The following is a 16,183-nucleotide window of genomic DNA, read 5'->3' on the forward strand; positions in this document are numbered from 1 at the left end:
CAACATGAGCACACAATTCATCGGCGAGGGCAACATCGGATCGCCTCCCGAGTACCGCGAATTCCCCAATGGCAACGACGATCCTCGCCGGTTGCTCCGGCTGAACGTGTACTTCGACAACCCCGTCCCCACCAAGGGCGGCGAGTTCGAGGACCGCGGCGGCTTCTGGGCGCCGGTGGAACTCTGGCACCACGACGCCGACCGCTGGCAGCAGCTCTACCAGAAGGGCATGCGGGTGCTGGTCGTCGGCCGCATGGAGCGCGACCCCTGGACGGACAACGAAGATCAGCCGCGTGAGACTTGGCAGGTCAACGCGCGCAGTGTCGGCATCCTGCCGTACCGCATCGAGTCTGTGGCCCTCAGCCCGAAGCCACAGGAGGCAGAGCCGAAGCCCCAGGCCACCCAGGAATCGACGGCGCCGAAAGAGACCAAGCGCAGGAAGTGATCGGGCATGGAGGGCGGCTGCCGCAGTGCTTCGCCGCCCTCCATGCGCTGCGAATTATCCCCAGGGGATAGCTCCACCAACGTCCACCGAGTTCCACGCGCGCTCCCGGAAATCGCGGCTCTCGGCCCGCACACTTCCGGCCACGCACCTTCCCCGCACTCGCCATTTCATCGGCGTGAAAGCGGTCGCTGCCGCATGCGGCTTGTTTGCTGCTGCCAGGGGCTGCGCTCGGCATCCTCGATCCCAGCAACTCCATGAACAACAGGAATCGGGATGGACGGATATGCGGCTGTTCTTGTGCGAGAAGCCCTCCCAGGGCAAAGACATTGGCCGGATTCTCGGCGCCACGCAGCGCGGTGAAGGCTGCCTCAACGGTTCCGGCGTCACGGTCACCTGGTGCATCGGCCATCTCGTGGAGGCGGCGCCGCCCGAGGCCTACGACGAGCAGCTCAAACGATGGTCCGTTGAGCAGTTGCCCATCATTCCCCAGCACTGGCGGGTCGAGGTCAAACCGAAGACCGCCACGCAATTCAAGGTCGTCAAGGCGCTCTTGGCGAAGGCGACTCACCTGGTTATCGCCACCGATGCCGACCGCGAGGGCGAATTGATCGCCCGCGAGATCGTGGAGCTTTGCGGCTACCGCGGCCCCATCGAACGCCTGTGGCTGTCGGCGCTCAACGATGCGTCCATTCGGGCGGCACTGGGCAAGCTGCGGCCTTCGGCCGAGACGCTTTCGATGTACCACTCGGCGCTGGCGCGCTCCCGTGCGGATTGGCTCGTGGGCATGAACCTGAGCCGGCTGTTCACGGTGCTGGGGCGACAGGCGGGTTACGACGGCGTGCTGTCGGTCGGCCGCGTACAGACCCCGACGCTCAAGCTCGTTGTGGACCGCGACCGCGAGATCGCGCGCTTCGTGTCCGTACCATACTGGGCCATCGCCGTGTCCCTGTTCGCAGGCGGTTCGACTTTCGCCGCGCAATGGGTTCCACCCGATGCGTGCACCGACGACGCAGGCCGCTGCCTGCGGCAGCCGGTCGCACAGCAGACCATGCAGCAGATCCGCGCTGCGGGCAGTGCCCACGTCGTGTCGGTGGAGACTGAGCGTGTCCGCGAAGGCCCGCCGCTGCCGTTCGACCTGGGCACCTTGCAGGAAGTGTGTTCCAAGCAGCTTGGGCTGGACGTGCAGGAAACCTTGGAGATTGCCCAAGCCCTGTACGAGACGCACAAGGCCACGACGTACCCCCGCTCGGACTCCGGCTACCTGCCCGAGAGCATGTTTGCCGAAGTGCCCACCGTTCTCGACAGCCTGCTCAAGACCGATCCCTCGCTGCGCTCGATCATGGGCCAGCTCGACCGCTCGCAGCGCTCGCGCGCCTGGAACGATGGCAAGGTCACGGCGCACCACGGCATCATCCCGACGCTCGAACCGGCGAAGCTCTCCGCCATGAGCGAGAAGGAACTGGCCGTGTACAGGCTCATCCGGTCGCATTACCTGGCGCAGTTCCTCCCTCACCACGAGTTCGACCGCACTGTGGCCAAGTTTTCGTGCGGGGGGCAGAACCTGGCGGCCACGGGCAAGCAGGTTGTCATCCCGGGTTGGCGCCAGGTGCTCGCCGAGCCGCAGGCCGAAGACGGTGATGGCGAGGGCGATACTGCGGTCCGCGCCCAGGTGCTGCCCGCGCTGCCGAAACTGTATGAGGGCCTGGCATGCCAGGTGGCCGACGTCGATCTCAAGGCACTCAAGACGCTGCCGCCCAAACCGTACACGCAAGGCGAGTTGGTCAAGTCCATGAAAGGCGTCGCCAAGCTGGTGTCCGATCCCCGCCTGAAGCAGAAGCTCAAGGATACGGTTGGCATCGGCACCGAAGCGACGCGGGCCAACATCATCGGCGGCCTGATCGCTCGCGGCTACCTCGTGAAGAAGGGGCGCGCCATCCGCGCCTCGGATGCGGCTTTCACTTTGATCGATGCCGTGCCTGCGGCGATTGCCGACCCTGGCACCACCGCCGTCTGGGAACAGGCGCTCGACATGATCGAGGCCGGACAGCTCACCCTGGACGTGTTCATCGGCAAGCAGGCCGCGTGGATTTCGCAGTTGATTGCGCAGTACGGCAGCGCCTCCCTGTCCATCAAGGTTCCCCAAGGGCCGGCATGCCCGCAGTGCGGCGCACCCACGCGCCAGCGCAGCGGCAAGAGCGGCCCGTTCTGGTCGTGCAGCCGCTACCCGGACTGCAAAGGCACGCTGCCAGTCGAATCCGGCAGCTCCAAGCGCGGCGCCTCGCGCCCGCGCCGTAGCGGCCGCAAAGGCTCCTGACCGCCCCCGTTCCCCGTGAGCCGTGCCCGCCTTCGGCGGCGTGGCCCCTGTCCCGCACTCCGCCGCATGCCCTGCGGGACGCCCAGCGCGCAACGCCTTCTTGATCCGTGTGCGCGTCCCGCCCAGCCGTCCCCGGCCGCGGGACCTGAAGGTAGCTTCTCTGCGAGCCGCACCACGCGCGTTCTGTTGATCTGCGTTTCTTCCGCCCTCTGCGAAGGGTCTCCCGGTGGCTTGCCAGGCTGCACGAGCCACCGGGAGACCCTTCGTGGTCAGCGGTAATCGGTGCCGGTGCCCGCCGGTGCAAAAACGGGCTCCCTTTGTGCGCGGATGTGCGCCAGACGATGCCGGCCCCAGCCACGACATGGGCCGGGTGTGATTGCTTGATGAGCAGACGGTTCTAGCGACGACCGGGCCTGCCAATCAGCCCACGGGTGGTTCCTCTTTTCTCCCGAGCCGAAGGCCGTTGGGCCTTCGGCGCCATTCTCCTGCCCATCAACGTCCCGGCCCGGCCATTGGCCTGGGCCACACGAACAGGAGAGACGACATGCACCCTCAACCTTGCGCACCGCTGCTGTACGGCAGACGGAGGTCGAGAACGGCATGCCCGCCTATCGCGCGGCCATCGCCAATGGTACGCTCGGCTGCAGCCGAGGCCGTAGCCCAAAGGCTGGACTACCTCTTTTGCAGAGGTAAACCTCGGGATGAACTGGGCGAAAACATGCCTTATGTGCCCGCCTTACGGCGAGCTGTTTCCGATGCTTCGCGCAGGATTTCCCGCCCCCCATTCGCTGCGATTGCGGCCACGATGACGCCCAGCACCAGATCCGGGATGTTCGACCCGAACCCCATCACCAGCACCCCGGACAGCACAATCGCACCATTGACGATGGAGTCGTTGCTGGTAAAGATCGCTGACGCCTTGAAGTTCACATCTTCCCCGCGATGGCGGCGCAGTAGTCTGAGGCACACTAGGTTCAAAGCCGCGTTCAGCGCGGCCATGGCCATCATGGCTGGGCCGACAGGCTCTTCCCCTCCAGCGAAGCGGCGTAGGACTTCCAACAGCAGCAGCGCGGCCAGGCCGATTAGCAAGAAACCCGACAAGCGGGCCGCGCCCACCTTGACCGTTGCCGCACGACCGACGGCATACAGGCTAACCGCATAGACCGACGCATCGGCGAGGTTGTCCAACCCGGCGCCCATCAGCGCCGTAGAGCCAGCCCAGATGCCAAGGGCAATGCCGGCGGCGGACTGCGTCAGGTTGATCAGCAACACAGTCAGAAGAATCTTTCGGTCCTTCGCATCGCTCGCATCTAGGCGGCCCAACTCGTCGTTTTCGTGATTTCTGTGGTTTTCAGCCATGCATTGTTCCTTCCAAATCGATGGATGCTGAAGCCTGTAGCGGCTGGAGAGTCAAGGCGCAGATGCAACGAACTTGCCACAGGGTCTTCCCGGACGCCCTTGACTCTACCGTAGCTAGAAGGTTTTCCAATCCAGTCAGAGCTTTAGGACAGAACAGATGAGCACCAATGCGCCCCCTTCATTGCGACTGTCATCCGGTATGGCTGCTATCCACTGATCCGTGGCGCCACTGCGGTTGTGCTCTTCGGCGAGCTCGCGACCGGCCGGCCGTCTTTTCCGACGGAGCTACTCACAGTGATCGTCGCGCTCGCTTGTGCCGCCTTGCTAGAGGGCGGGCGGCCTTTCCACTCCCCGTTGAGCCAGTAGCGGCGTTCCAAGCTGTGGTTGGCCGTCGGCGCATGGCTCGGCTTCTTGGTCGTGCATCTGGCCTTCCAGCACTCCAATCTGGGATACCGGGTCGGGCCGTTGGGATTGTTGATCGGGGTGGCTGAAGCCCATCGCTGGCATCACAAGCGTGAGCACGAAGACGCCCAAGTCAACTACGGCGATTTCTGGATGCCCGGGGGCCACTTGTTCAGCGCTTTCCGGTCGCAAAAGCACACGCTGGGCGCCAAAGAGTGACACTCAAGAAAGATGGACTTTCCAATGGACTACGGCCCGCAGCTTGTCTATCCCTTCCGGAGCCGGCCAGCAGCGGCAAACGCTTGCGCTGCTGGCTATACGATCTTGCCCACGTCGCATTCTTGCGCGAGTCGGGCCTTGCGGCTTCTTGCGAAGCGATCGCGAGTTGCGTGGCGTGCCCATGAGTCGGGCCGCGTCGTGGCGCACTGCTACCTTGGCCTGCACCTGCACCTGCGCAGCCACGCCGCGATGCTCGGTCTGGCCTGGAGAACCCGTAAGGTGGCGGAGATTGCGGCGCGCAGGTCGTCCGGCTCGCGCTGGCTCCTGTGGGCCACGCCCTCGGTCGCACGCCGTCTCAAAACGTCAGAACCGCGCGCTTTCGCATGATGGAGCGCGGCACGTGGCTCTCAGAACTGGACCCGATCACTTCCAGCACCGATGACACGCTCGAGCTTCAGGCGGGCTCGGCCAAGCTGTTGAGAATGCCGCACTCGCGCGAGGTTCGGGCGCTATCGCAGGAGCGTCGCAGATCCATTAACTCGCGCTCCAAGGCGCGCAATTCCTTCATCTTGGTCCGCACTTGCGCGATATGAGCGTCGACCAGCGCGTTCACCTCGCCGCAGCCCAACTCTGGCCGATCCCGTAAGTTCAGCAGTTGACGGATCTCATCCAGCGTCATGTCCTTCGCCCGGCAGCGGCGGATGAACAGCAAGCGCTGCAAATGGACTTCGTCATAGAGCCTGAAGTTGCCCTCGCTACGTGCAGGCTCGGGCAGCAAGCCTTCTGACTCGTAAAAGCGCACGGTCTGCACCAAGCAATCTGCCTTCTTGCCCAGTTCACCGATCCGCATCATGGTTGCTTCCTATAAAAAACTTGACTCTATATCTACTAGAGGTTTTCTAATGATGGCATCCGGGGAAAACCTTGTCAATGAAGAGCGATCTATGAACAAAGAACCTTCCAGCCCATGCGCCTGCTCCGGCGGCAATGGCCAACAGACGGCGTGCGCCAGTGAGCAGGCCAGCACTGAAACCACCGTTTTCCACGTGAGCAACATGGATTGCCGCAATGAGGAAGCACTGGTGCGGCGAACGCTGGAGGGCATGCCCGGTGTCGAGCGGCTCCTGTTCGATCTTCCGCAGCGTTTGTTGACCATTTCGCACCGCGAAGTCTCGGCCGATGCCTTGGAGCAAGCGCTGAATTCGGTGGGCATGAAGGCTCAGGCTGTCCGAGACGCCGCCGTGTCGACCACCTACCGCATCGAGAACATGGACTGCCCGAGCGAGGAGAAACTCATCCGCTCGCACCTCGGGGCAGTCGAGGGAATTCAGGACCTCGACTTCGACCTCGCTGAGCGCACCCTGTCGGTGAAACACCTCGCTCAGGCACGCGCGCAGATGGAGCAGGTCCTGGCCTCGATCGGCATGCGCGCCAAGGAGCAGACCTTCGGCCACACGGGGCCGATCGAAGCCGCGGCTGTGATCCCATCCTCGGCCCTGCAGCAGCAACCAACCGCTGCCGTTTCCGCGCCGCCGATCGGCGAGCGGGTGACGTACCGGATCGAGAACATGGATTGCCCGACGGAAGAAGCGCTGATCCGCGACCGGCTGGGCAAGCTGCCGGGTGTGACCGCGCTCGACTTCAATCTGATGCAGCGTGTGCTGGGAGTCCAGCACACGCTGGCGACCTCAGCGCCGATCGAGAAGGCGCTTGCTTCCATTGGAATGCAGGCTGCGCGGCAGGACATGCAGACAGCCACCACGGTACTTCGCATCGCGAAGATGGACTGTCCGACCGAGGAAAGTCTGATCCGCGGCAAGCTGCAAGGCATGCCGGGCGTGCAGGGAATGGATTTCAACCTGATGCAGCGCACGCTCACGGTTCGGCACACACCCGACGCGATCAAGCCGGCAGTCGAAGCCATCGAATCGCTGGGCATGGAAGCCGAGGTCCAGAGGACTGATGAGCCGCGCGATGCCCCGGTGGCCGCGCACAAGACCAATTGGTGGCCGATGGCGGTTTCGGGCGTTGCGGCGGTGGCCGCCGAAGGCGTGTACTGGGTCAACGACGGCAATCATTGGGCCGTGATCGTGCTGGCACTGGTTTCGATCTTCACCGGCGGCCTCAGCACCTACAAGAAGGGCTGGATCGCGCTGAAGAACCTCAACCTGAACATGAACGCCCTGATGGCCATCGCGGTCACCGGCGGCATGGCGATCGGCCACTGGCCGGAGGCCGCCATGGTCATGTTCCTGTTCGCGTTGGCGGAAGTGATCGAGGCGAAGTCGCTGGACCGCGCCCGCAACGCCATTCGGGGGCTGATGGACTTGGCGCCCGAGACCGCGACCGTGCGGCAGGCCGATGGCTCATGGACAGAGCTGCCGGCCAAGGAGGTCGCAAAGGGCGCGGTGGTCCGCGTGCGTCCTGGCGAGCGCATCGCACTGGACGGCCTGATCACCTCGGGTCGATCGGCCATCAACCAGGCGCCCATCACCGGCGAGAGCCTGCCCGTCGAGAAGGCCGAAGGTGACCAGGTCTTCGCCGGAACCATCAATGAGACCGGCTCTTTCGAATACAAGGTGACCGCAGGCGCCAGCGACTCGACGCTCGCGCGCATCATCCATGCCGTGGAGTCCGCGCAGGGCAGCCGTGCGCCCACGCAGCGCTTCGTCGACCAGTTCGCCCGCGTCTACACGCCGGCGGTGTTCGCGGTGTCCGTGCTGGTTGCCGTCGTGCCGCCGCTCGCCTTCGGCGGCGCATGGTTTGACTGGGTCTACAAGGCCCTGGTACTGCTGGTGATCGCCTGCCCCTGCGCTCTGGTCATCTCCACGCCGGTCACCATCGTCAGCGGCTTGGCCGCTGCCGCCCGACGCGGCATCCTGATCAAGGGTGGCGTCTACCTGGAGGGCGGGCGCAAGCTCAAGGCGTTGGCCCTGGACAAGACCGGCACACTCACACATGGCAAGCCCGAGCAGACCGACTTCGTGCCGCTGATCGGCGAGGCGCAGGAAGTTGCCGCCTGGGCCGCAAGCCTCGCGGCACGCTCGGACCATCCTGTGTCTCAGGCCATCGCCCGCAAGGCGAACCGTGACGGCATCGCGCTGCACGAGGTCGACGACTTCGCGGCGCTGCCTGGCCGCGGCGTGCGCGGCCGCGTCGCCGGGCGCATGTTGCACATGGGCAACCACAGGCTCGCCCAGGAGCTGGGCCTGAGCGAAGCGACGCTCCAGGCTCGGCTGGAGACCCTGGAGCGCCAAGGCAAGACAGCGATCCTGCTGATGGACGATGCGACCGTGCTCGGCATTTTTGCAGTGGCCGACACCGTGAAGGAAACCAGCCGTGAGGCGGTGGCCGACCTGCAGGCGCTGGGTGTGCGCACGCTGATGCTGACGGGGGACAACCAGCACACGGCCGCGGCCATCGCTGCCCAGGTCGGAATCTCTGAAGCCCGTGGTGACCAACTGCCCGAAGACAAGCTCAAGACCATCGAAAGCCTGGTCGGCGGCGAGGGCCAGGTGGGCATGGTGGGCGACGGCATCAACGATTCGCCCGCGCTCGCCCGTGCCGACATCGGCTTCGCCATGGGCGCGGCCGGCACCGACACCGCGATCGAAACAGCCGACGTCGCCCTGATGGACGACGACCTGCGCAAGATCCCCGCCTTCATCCGGCTGTCGCGTAGCACTGCGGCGATCCTCACGCAGAACATCGTTCTGGCCCTTGGCATCAAGGCGGTGTTCCTTGCGTTGACGTTCACAGGGCATGCCACCATGTGGATGGCTGTGTTCGCTGACATGGGGGCAAGTCTTTTGGTTGTCGTCAATGGGCTGCGCCTCCTGAAGTTCAAGGCGGCATGAACAATGGATGAACCATCTCTTCGCAAGACGCAGTGGTACTCACTCGCGATCGTTATATTCGCCGGCGATCAGGCAGCTAAGAGCTACATTGACGCGACAACTCCCTTGGGTTGGTCGCACGAGGTGGCGTCATTCTTCAACCTAGTTCACGCTCTCAATCCCGGCGCGGCGTTCAGCTTCCTTGCTGGCGCGGGCGGCTGGCAGCGGTGGTTTTTTCTGGCGATCGCGTTCGCAATATCGGCATGGCTCGCATGGCTGCTCTCCCGGCCGCTGCGCAAAACGGAAGGCCTTTCGTACAGCCTCATTCTGGGCGGCGCATTGGGCAACGCGTTCGACCGCGCCACGCGCGGGCACGTTATCGACTACATCGACTTTCACCTGCACGGCTGGCACTGGCCCGCCTTCAACATCGCTGACATGGCCATCGTGGGCGGGGCGATCGCGCTGGTGGCCCAGTCGTTCATGAGCGTGGAGAACCCGGCCGCCACAAAGGAGTCCCAGTGACATTGGGACGATCCGGAAATTCGCAATGCACACGGTGCAGGACACCAATCTGAAGAGAACGGCCCCCAGCATGAGCGGCCGCGGCTTGGCCCTCATGCTAGCGCCCACCGCCGCTTTTGCTGCAACGCCCTGTTGCGATGGCGGCGATTGCTGCAACGACGTCGCAATGCCTTGCTGTGAATAAACAGCACGCAAGCCAGTTGACCTGGCAATTATGAAAGTCCATCACGGCGATGCTGGCCTTTTTCGTTCCAATGAGCCGTCACGGAGAGGTGATGATGAAGCTATGCCGGGATCCTGCAAGCTTTAGGACGGTCTTCTTTACCGCATAGCGATATGCTGATGTCACCCGTTCGCCTCGCCTGGCAAGTACAAGTAGTTCGTCGCGGTTTTCTGGCCGTGTCCGCCCGCTTCGCTGGCCCTTTTGCCCCAAACAAGCGCAATCATGCCTGCGTTACCACCAAAGTTCGCCCCCGCCAGTTGCTGTTCCTAAAGGGCATCAAGCTCAACGCCATCGCCGACCGGCCAGCGTATTTCGCATCGCTGCGTGCCCGTCGGGGCCAGCCCATCGTCATCCTCGCAGAGCTGGGACCGGACGAGGCATTCGCCCTGTGGAAGCAGCATGTACTGGGCGACAGGCCTCGCTGACCCAGTTTCGCCTCATCCTCCTGACAGCCCCGCACTTATTGCGGGGCTTTCTTTTTTCCGCGTTCGCCAATCGGGGCTGTTGCAAATGCCGATTTCCGGCTGACGCGGCTCGCCTCGCGCATGAAGCTGCCCGCATGTGTCGCTGATTCGTCAGCACCATGCCAGCAGCCAGAGTTTCCAGGCTGCCGCGGATTCTTTCCGCGCTACCCGCCAGTCCGCCATCGCATCGAGTCTGCGGACGCGCGTCACCCGTGACGCCGATGCTTTTTTCTCAACCGCGTGCGGGAGCTGCCATCCCGTGAGGGACGAGGCCCCGCTTTTTCCAAGGAGCCCGTCCATGTCCCAGCAAGCCTCTTTCGGCCAGTTGGCCTTGATCCATTGCGGCAAGTTCCTGCCGCTCGAAATCCTGCATAGCGCCGCCGGCCACTACATCGGCACGCGCGATACAGAAGGTCCCGTTTCGCGGGAATCCTGCCAGTACTTCCGCAGCTATGCCGCGGCTCAACGTGCCCTCGAAAGAGGCGGCGGGTCCCAGCTCGCCACACCCTGATCCAACTGGAGGAACCACGTCATGAACCAGCTTTTGCCCCAGGAAGTCGTCGATCAGATCATGCGGGAAGAGCAGCATTTCGCCGCCGCGCCCCAAGCCTTCTTCGAGGTCTGGAAGCGCGGCGTCGAGATCGCAGGCCCGCAATGGTTTGGCGACGGCACGCGCGAAGGCCTGAACCAGGCAAAGAGCAAGTGGGATCTGCGTCCCGACATGCTGCGTGCCAACGACGCACTCGGCGTCCTGAGCAGCGGGGAACGCATGTTCCTGTCCGCCATGTTCAGCTTCTACAACGCGCGCGAGGGCGGTGCCATGCTCAAGCGCTGCCACTTCCAAGGACTGTCGGACTTCGATGGTCTCGATCTGCAACGCCGCAAGGTCATCGCCGATCTGTTGGTGAACTACAGCGGTTGGTGAGCCGGTCTGCGGCATACCACCGTCTTTTTGTTCACTGCCCATGAGGGACATGCGTCCACGCGGCCATGTCCCTCGATTTTTCTTCCGTCAGCCTGCGCCGATTGGCCCAAAGCCCTCGATCAGTGCCGCCTGACGCTTTTTCCACTTTCAACCCACCGGGGTTCAATTCCCGGTGGCGGGAATTGGCTCCATTATTCAATCTGGAGAAATTCCATGACCCAGAATCCCAATCCCTTTGTACGCGGCTACTGGAATCTGAGAGTCGTCCGAACGCTGTGCATCTGCTACGGGGACGGAAGCCCGCATGTCTGGCGATCCATCCACACGAGCCAAGCGCATCTTTCCGACAACGACCTGATCTCATCGCCTTGCATCGTCACCAGCGACTTCGCGTTGATCAAAAGCGGCACTGACGCCATCAGCGACGAGCTGATTGCTGAATGTGATGCTGTTGAAGGCATCAACGGCGAAGGCGTGGTGGGCGCCGTGGTCTATGCCATCCATGGCGACGACCTCGACGGCCGCCCGGTCCATGTCGGTGATACCTATTCGGCCGAAGCCGCGCGAGACGTGGTGCAGCGGTTGAGTTTCGAGACCGGCTATTACAGCCGGTGCTGGGAAGTCAGCAGCGCGCACATCTGCCAGGAAACCGGCCAGTACCTCGCCAACCTGGCAGACCTCGCCACGCCGGAGGCTTTTCTGTTCATCGCCTTTCGGGTTCCGTACAGCCCGGCGATTGGCGTCAAGCTGATCTCCACGCCCTGGACAGACAAGAACCTGGAATATGCCGAGGGCATCAGTGCTGAGCAGCTTCGACAGGAGCACCGCGACAAGGGCATGCCTGACGACCTGGCGAACATCCTTGAACTGGCCGGCCAGGCAGATGTGCGCATCCTCATCCTCGATGCCGACGCACCCGCGCTACTGGGCTTGCCACTGGCCGAGACCTAGCAGACACGCGACGCGCAAGCCTTCCCCTTTATCCCCCATATGCCAGCCCGCCTCCCACCAGGAGCCGGGCTGGTTCAATTCCATAGGAGCAATCTCATGTTCCCCGATCTCATCTTGCCCACGCCCGACTTCGAGAATCAGCTTGGAGCCTGCGTCAACGCCATGAGCCAGGACGACGCCATCGGCCAGATCCTGGTGTTCGAGCGCATGAGCGGTACGCTGCACATGCGCCATATCGACAGCGCCGATCTGGTGGACACCGACATTGACGACTACGAAATGGTCGTATTCGACGGTGGCAACACAAGCGGCGACACGTGGAAGCACGTGTTCTTCCCGCGTCAGCGAGAACACTACTTCGTGTACGAAGCCTGACCCCCAAGCCCCTTTCGAGGGGCTTTTTCTCGCCCGCAGCGCTGGAAAGCGGGTGCGATGGGGTGCCGTTTCCTGCAAGCGGGCCGCTTACTCCCGGGCCATTCTTGCCCCATGTTCGTCGGCGTTGCCGACACATGCCCAGGCAGCCAAGACCTTCAAGGCTGCAAGCACGGGAAGCCGTGCTGGTCGATGTTTTCCACGGACGTACCGCGTCCATCCACACCACCCACAAGGGACCTCTCCCTTGCGGGCGGGGAATCCCTTGTTTCTTCCTCAAGGAGATTCCCATGGACCGTTCCCTCATCAAATCCATGATGCCTTCGCTAGTCGCAGGCCACGTGCCCCGCAACGTGCGGTCGTTCAAGTACCGCGTGTTCGACGATCAGCCGCAATCTTCGACATTGGGCTTCGCCGTCGACCCCCAGCCCTTCGACGGGAAGGTAGTCGCCATCACCGACGATGCCATCGTCGTCAAGCTCAAGCCGAGCGAGTTCGCTGTGCTCGATTCCAAGCTGGTGACCACCGTCCCCGACGAAGGCGCCAAGGTGCATGTCCAACCCTACGCACGGCGCCGTTTCGATGGGCTGCGGGCGGACACGCCGGAAGAGCGCACCGAGATGACGTCCGACGGCATTCCCTACACCGTCAAGACGCACATCCTCGGCTCCGCGCCGGCCAAGCTGCCCATTCCCGAGCCGCAGTGCATGGAGCTGGGTCAGCTCATCCAGCAGTTGGAGGAAATGCCGGCGCCCGATGGCTTCCGGCGCATCACCCACATGCTGGTCGATGCGGGTGCCCGGGATTTCACCTGGGTCGATCCGACGCCGTCCAAGATCATCGAGACGCCTCCGGCGATCAGCTTCACGGTCTCGACCGCGAAGTTCGAGGGCCGGGTGACGGTGCTGTACGACCGAGGCGGCGACACCTACGTGGTGGAGCTGCATCGCGACGGCGAATTGGTCGATCGGCATGACGAGGTGTATTTCGACATGCTCGGCGAAGTGCTGGAGCGACTCATCGACGACGGACGTTGGCGCCTGATCGATGTGAGCGTGATCGACGCCAAGGCTACCCGGCAGCGCCAGGCGGTGCCGGCATGACGCCGGAAACTGAATCCTGCCGGTTCTACGGCTGACCCGTGGGTCCCGCCACGAAGTTTCGCCCATGGGCCATGTGCCCACAGGCCCTCCATCCATGCGGATGGAGGGCCTTTTCTCTATTCCACATAGGAGATTTCAACCATGTCACTGCGATTCAAAGGCTCCGACCTGCGCCCCGTGCTGACCGAGGCCATCGCCAGCCAATGCCGCGTCATCCTGGTCAAGGACCAGGGCGTGTACTTCCTCGCCGAGCAGGGAGAGCGCCGCCCGGATGGGCGTGTGAAGCTGCTGGCCTATGCCGTCGGCTGCAACCCGGATACCGACCCGTTCGACGACTGGTGGGAACTGGCGCGCGCCGAACTGGGCGGCGACGACTTCGGGGAGTACTTCGACCCGAAGGACGGCGTATTCACGCGCATCCTGCACACCGAAGACGACCTGATGCTGTCGGCCACCGCCACACATCTGTCGCTGGAGGTGGTGCCTCCCGCATAGCGCGGCAACCGCCACTCGACTCTCGCAGCCCCCCACACCGGGGGCTTTCTTTTGCGCTGAGCCGGGCTGCGTGGACAAAGGGAAACGCGCGGATGCCAATTGATTGCTGTCGCGCGCGCGAGGCCCGGCCATGCTGACCCCATGCCTGCTGACGCTGTCAGCGACATGCCAGGCAACCATCGGTCTTCGAGGTTGCGGCGCAGTTTCCACTGCGTGACCGAGCCAGCTCGCACCGCATCCATCCGCGAGCGGCCACCAGTCCCTGGTGGCGGATGCTTTCGCCTTATCAACCCACCGCGGGGTTACGCACCTTTCCCCGCATGCGTGGGCTCGGTGTGTCTCCGCTTTTCCCTATGGAGATTCACCATGAACACCACTTCCAACGAGAAATCGTATTTCGACCTCCACACCTCGGGCATCGGCTACCTCCAGCGTGTCCGTGAGGTGCCCGTCAGGGGCGGCCGCCGTGCGCAGCCCTTCCTGGCCTGCACCATCGCCGCGCTGGTCGGCCCCGCCAGGGACCCGAGCTACCGCTACTTCGACGTCAAGGTCTCGGGTGCCGAGGCCAAGAAGCTCGTTCAGCGCTACATCGGCGTTGACGATTCCAAGCAGCGACCGCTGGTGCGCTTTCGCCTCGGCGACCTCTGGGGCGATGCCTACATCCGCGACAAGGGCGAACAGAAAGGCCAGGCCGCCGCATCCCTCAAGGCGCGACTGCTCAAGGCCGAGCTGATCGAGCGGGCCGAACTGGCTTCGATCGAGCAGCACGAGTTGATCACCCGTGGCATCGGCTACCTCAACCGTCCGAAGGACGTCACCCCCAAGGATGGTGACCCGTTCCTGTCGTGCTCCATCGCCGCGCTGGCCGGACCTGTCGATGAACCGGAATATCGGTACTTCGACACGATCGTCGCCACCCCTGAAGCCGAGCATCTGGTTCGCCGATGCGTGCAGGCCATCGAAGGGGATCGCAAGGTGCTGATCGCCTTTCGTCTGAACGACATGAAGATCGATCCGTACATCCGCACCAAGGGCGAGCACGCTGGGGAACCGGCCGCAAGCCTGGAATCGACGCTGGTCCACATCGGTCTGATCAAGATCGACGGCACCCAGGTCTATCCGACGAGCCAGGCGCATGCCGAGGCAGCGCCAGCGGAGGACGCACCCGCGTCCGAAGCCGCCAACGCCATCGACACTGCCGCCGACGCCGTTTCCTACCAATCTGCCGAGCCCGCCGAGCGCGAGCCCGAATGTGCAGTCGAGGAGCAGGAGCCGGCATTGGCTGCTTCGTTCTGATCCGGCACGGCCCCTCACGGGGCCTTGCCTTTTTCCTATTCGTCCAAGGAGAACCATCATGGCAGCCACATCGGCACCTACGAGATCAGCCCTACCCATCGTCGTCCCGGGCCAGCTCACGTTGCGGACCATCCGGGGCAAGAACGGCCCGTTCACGGTTGGGCGCCTTTCTACCCCCATCGGCGAGTTCGCGGTTAAAGACGCGGAGTTGGAGCAGTACCCCGAAGGAAAGTACGACGGGGATTTCGTCATTCGCTACATCTTCGCGAAGTCCTATCCGGTCGCGGGCGGCGCGCGGTTTGAAGTGCGCGCAAACCTCGACGGCATGACGCTCAACGGCATCGACAAACTGAGTCGTGATGAGGCCCGCAGCTTCGCCACCCAGGAAGTCGATCCACTCGATGAAGAGCTGGGGACGCAGCCTGCGGAAACGCCGGCCAAGCCCGCCAAGGCCTCCAGACCCGCCAAGCCCGCACCCGTGCAGGCCTCGGCGGACCCGCTGGTCGATACCACGCCCTTCGGTGTGGATGCACCGACGCCCGCTGCGGCGGCTGCCCCTGGCAGCACCGAAGAGGGCGACGTTGCTTTGTTCGGCTTGCTCTGGCCGCTGGGCGATTCCGTGAAATTGGATTCGACCATCGACCGCCGCGCCCTGCGCGCGCAGATCGCCCGCCTGGGCGATCTGGGCTACGCGCTGGACTTCAAAACGCAGGAGTGGAGCCGCCAGGCCGAACTGCAACCTGCGTGATCGCAGACACCGCATGCGCGGTGTTCTTCATCCACCCGCCGGGGCTCTTTCCCTATGCGGGGAGGCCCCCGGCTTTCTTCTGGAGGTCTCCATCATGTCCACCATCGATTGCGATACACCCCGTTCTTCGCTGGGTGAACCCGCGTGGCGAGCTGTTTGCAAGACAGCCGCCGAGCACGCCCAGCGTGGTTGTGGCCTGTCCTGGGACCACTGGGTCACGCTTTTCAGTTCGGAGATCGACGCGCAAGCCAGTCGATTGCCGGAAGAGCAACGCGCACAGGCGCTGCAGATCGCACAGGAATGGGGCTACGCCACACCGGCCGAAAGGCAGGAAACCCAGGACTGGAACGCCGAAAACGGCTACTGCTCGCACGGAATCGAACTGGGTTATTGCCCGTCCGGTTGCGATTCGGACTACTGAGGTCCGGCACACGTCATCGCCGCTTGCGCGGCTTTTCTCCACCCCTTGGGGCAGCACCTGCCTCAGGGGCGGTGCTGTTTCCGAT

Annotated in this window: 18 protein-coding genes; 16 read left to right on the forward strand and 2 right to left on the reverse strand. The window is 63.7% G+C overall.

Features of this window, described 5'->3' with window-relative positions; genetic code table 11:
- Positions 1-4: 4 nt before the first annotated feature.
- Together QRO93_RS00385 and QRO93_RS00390 are read left to right on the forward strand one after the other, a co-directional pair.
- Complete coding sequence (locus QRO93_RS00385) at positions 5-445, forward strand: single-stranded DNA-binding protein (protein WP_003098976.1); 441 nt, start codon at positions 5-7, stop codon at positions 443-445.
- A 283-nt stretch (positions 446-728) separates the two neighbouring features.
- Positions 729-2,759: a DNA topoisomerase III gene (locus QRO93_RS00390; protein ID WP_003116834.1), complete on the forward strand. Its 2,031-nt coding sequence runs from the start codon at positions 729-731 to the stop codon at positions 2,757-2,759.
- A gap of 723 nt (positions 2,760-3,482) precedes the next feature.
- Here the strand turns inward: QRO93_RS00390 and QRO93_RS00395 are convergent.
- A complete protein-coding gene (locus QRO93_RS00395; RefSeq protein ID WP_003098972.1) occupies positions 3,483-4,118 on the reverse strand; it encodes a cation transporter in 636 nt (211 codons plus the stop codon).
- Positions 4,119-4,535: 417 nt separating this feature from the next.
- Between QRO93_RS00395 and QRO93_RS00400 the strand changes: the two genes are divergently transcribed.
- Positions 4,536-4,739, forward strand: a complete 204-nt coding sequence (locus QRO93_RS00400; protein ID WP_023657334.1) for a hypothetical protein — start codon at positions 4,536-4,538, stop codon at positions 4,737-4,739.
- Between the two features lie 24 nt (positions 4,740-4,763).
- Positions 4,764-5,126, forward strand: a complete 363-nt coding sequence (locus QRO93_RS21590; protein WP_196588568.1) for a DUF3703 domain-containing protein — start codon at positions 4,764-4,766, stop codon at positions 5,124-5,126.
- Between the two features lie 67 nt (positions 5,127-5,193).
- Here the strand turns inward: QRO93_RS21590 and cadR are convergent, their stop codons facing one another.
- On the reverse strand, positions 5,194-5,592 hold the full coding sequence (gene cadR, locus QRO93_RS00405) for a Cd(II)/Pb(II)-responsive transcriptional regulator (RefSeq protein WP_003098965.1): 399 nt from the start codon (positions 5,590-5,592) through the stop codon (positions 5,194-5,196).
- 91 nt (positions 5,593-5,683) lie between these two features.
- Here cadR and QRO93_RS00410 point away from each other — a divergent pair, with 91 nt between their 5' ends.
- The 12 genes from QRO93_RS00410 to QRO93_RS00465 all read left to right on the forward strand — a co-directional run bounded on the left by QRO93_RS00410 (position 5,684) and on the right by QRO93_RS00465 (position 16,098).
- A complete protein-coding gene (locus QRO93_RS00410) occupies positions 5,684-8,596 on the forward strand; it encodes a heavy metal translocating P-type ATPase (RefSeq protein ID WP_003098961.1) in 2,913 nt (970 codons plus the stop codon).
- 3 nt (positions 8,597-8,599) lie between these two features.
- The gene (gene lspA / locus QRO93_RS00415) at positions 8,600-9,100 is read left to right on the forward strand and encodes a signal peptidase II (RefSeq protein WP_003098955.1); all 501 of its coding nucleotides are present in this window, start codon (positions 8,600-8,602) and stop codon (positions 9,098-9,100) included.
- A 336-nt stretch (positions 9,101-9,436) separates the two neighbouring features.
- The gene (locus tag QRO93_RS21595) at positions 9,437-9,748 is read left to right on the forward strand and encodes a hypothetical protein (protein ID WP_003108988.1); all 312 of its coding nucleotides are present in this window, start codon (positions 9,437-9,439) and stop codon (positions 9,746-9,748) included.
- Between the two features lie 337 nt (positions 9,749-10,085).
- Positions 10,086-10,298, forward strand: a complete 213-nt coding sequence (locus QRO93_RS00425; RefSeq protein WP_073667573.1) for a hypothetical protein — start codon at positions 10,086-10,088, stop codon at positions 10,296-10,298.
- Between the two features lie 21 nt (positions 10,299-10,319).
- On the forward strand, positions 10,320-10,712 hold the full coding sequence (locus tag QRO93_RS00430; protein WP_003098949.1) for a hypothetical protein: 393 nt from the start codon (positions 10,320-10,322) through the stop codon (positions 10,710-10,712).
- Positions 10,713-10,925: 213 nt separating this feature from the next.
- Positions 10,926-11,663 carry a hypothetical protein gene (locus QRO93_RS00435; RefSeq protein ID WP_003098947.1) on the forward strand — a complete coding sequence of 246 codons (738 nt, stop codon included), beginning with the start codon at positions 10,926-10,928 and terminating at the stop codon, positions 11,661-11,663.
- A gap of 96 nt (positions 11,664-11,759) precedes the next feature.
- On the forward strand, positions 11,760-12,038 hold the full coding sequence (locus QRO93_RS00440) for a hypothetical protein (protein WP_003108989.1): 279 nt from the start codon (positions 11,760-11,762) through the stop codon (positions 12,036-12,038).
- A 287-nt stretch (positions 12,039-12,325) separates the two neighbouring features.
- Positions 12,326-13,138, forward strand: coding sequence for a hypothetical protein (locus QRO93_RS00445; protein ID WP_006226009.1), 813 nt, complete (start codon positions 12,326-12,328; stop codon positions 13,136-13,138).
- A 141-nt stretch (positions 13,139-13,279) separates the two neighbouring features.
- Positions 13,280-13,633, forward strand: a complete 354-nt coding sequence (locus tag QRO93_RS00450; RefSeq protein ID WP_006226010.1) for a DUF3085 domain-containing protein — start codon at positions 13,280-13,282, stop codon at positions 13,631-13,633.
- A gap of 366 nt (positions 13,634-13,999) precedes the next feature.
- A complete protein-coding gene (locus tag QRO93_RS00455; protein WP_006226011.1) occupies positions 14,000-14,929 on the forward strand; it encodes a DUF3577 domain-containing protein in 930 nt (309 codons plus the stop codon).
- A 58-nt stretch (positions 14,930-14,987) separates the two neighbouring features.
- A complete protein-coding gene (locus QRO93_RS00460) occupies positions 14,988-15,677 on the forward strand; it encodes a DUF3275 family protein (RefSeq protein WP_006226012.1) in 690 nt (229 codons plus the stop codon).
- Positions 15,678-15,771: 94 nt separating this feature from the next.
- A complete protein-coding gene (locus QRO93_RS00465; protein ID WP_006226013.1) occupies positions 15,772-16,098 on the forward strand; it encodes a hypothetical protein in 327 nt (108 codons plus the stop codon).
- Positions 16,099-16,183: the final 85 nt, after the last annotated feature.

It is taken from the genome of Stenotrophomonas maltophilia group sp. Smal17, from assembly GCF_030237045.1.
GTDB classification, from domain to species: Bacteria; Pseudomonadota; Gammaproteobacteria; order Xanthomonadales; family Xanthomonadaceae; genus Stenotrophomonas; species Stenotrophomonas forensis.

Excerpts from the sequence above, each read along its gene's own strand:
- QRO93_RS00385 (WP_003098976.1), top strand. The coding sequence starts at position 5 with ATGAGCACACAATTCATCGGCGAGGGCAACATCGGATCGCCTCCCGAG.
- QRO93_RS00390 (WP_003116834.1), top strand. The coding sequence starts at position 729 with ATGCGGCTGTTCTTGTGCGAGAAGCCCTCCCAGGGCAAAGACATTGGC.
- QRO93_RS00395 (WP_003098972.1), bottom strand. The coding sequence starts at position 4,118 with ATGGCTGAAAACCACAGAAATCACGAAAACGACGAGTTGGGCCGCCTA.
- QRO93_RS21590 (WP_196588568.1), top strand. The coding sequence starts at position 4,764 with ATGGACTACGGCCCGCAGCTTGTCTATCCCTTCCGGAGCCGGCCAGCA.
- cadR (WP_003098965.1), bottom strand. The coding sequence starts at position 5,592 with ATGATGCGGATCGGTGAACTGGGCAAGAAGGCAGATTGCTTGGTGCAG.
- QRO93_RS00410 (WP_003098961.1), top strand. The coding sequence starts at position 5,684 with ATGAACAAAGAACCTTCCAGCCCATGCGCCTGCTCCGGCGGCAATGGC.
- lspA (WP_003098955.1), top strand. The coding sequence starts at position 8,600 with ATGGATGAACCATCTCTTCGCAAGACGCAGTGGTACTCACTCGCGATC.
- QRO93_RS21595 (WP_003108988.1), top strand. The coding sequence starts at position 9,437 with ATGCTGATGTCACCCGTTCGCCTCGCCTGGCAAGTACAAGTAGTTCGT.
- QRO93_RS00425 (WP_073667573.1), top strand. The coding sequence starts at position 10,086 with ATGTCCCAGCAAGCCTCTTTCGGCCAGTTGGCCTTGATCCATTGCGGC.
- QRO93_RS00430 (WP_003098949.1), top strand. The coding sequence starts at position 10,320 with ATGAACCAGCTTTTGCCCCAGGAAGTCGTCGATCAGATCATGCGGGAA.
- QRO93_RS00435 (WP_003098947.1), top strand. The coding sequence starts at position 10,926 with ATGACCCAGAATCCCAATCCCTTTGTACGCGGCTACTGGAATCTGAGA.
- QRO93_RS00440 (WP_003108989.1), top strand. The coding sequence starts at position 11,760 with ATGTTCCCCGATCTCATCTTGCCCACGCCCGACTTCGAGAATCAGCTT.
- QRO93_RS00445 (WP_006226009.1), top strand. The coding sequence starts at position 12,326 with ATGGACCGTTCCCTCATCAAATCCATGATGCCTTCGCTAGTCGCAGGC.
- QRO93_RS00450 (WP_006226010.1), top strand. The coding sequence starts at position 13,280 with ATGTCACTGCGATTCAAAGGCTCCGACCTGCGCCCCGTGCTGACCGAG.
- QRO93_RS00455 (WP_006226011.1), top strand. The coding sequence starts at position 14,000 with ATGAACACCACTTCCAACGAGAAATCGTATTTCGACCTCCACACCTCG.
- QRO93_RS00460 (WP_006226012.1), top strand. The coding sequence starts at position 14,988 with ATGGCAGCCACATCGGCACCTACGAGATCAGCCCTACCCATCGTCGTC.
- QRO93_RS00465 (WP_006226013.1), top strand. The coding sequence starts at position 15,772 with ATGTCCACCATCGATTGCGATACACCCCGTTCTTCGCTGGGTGAACCC.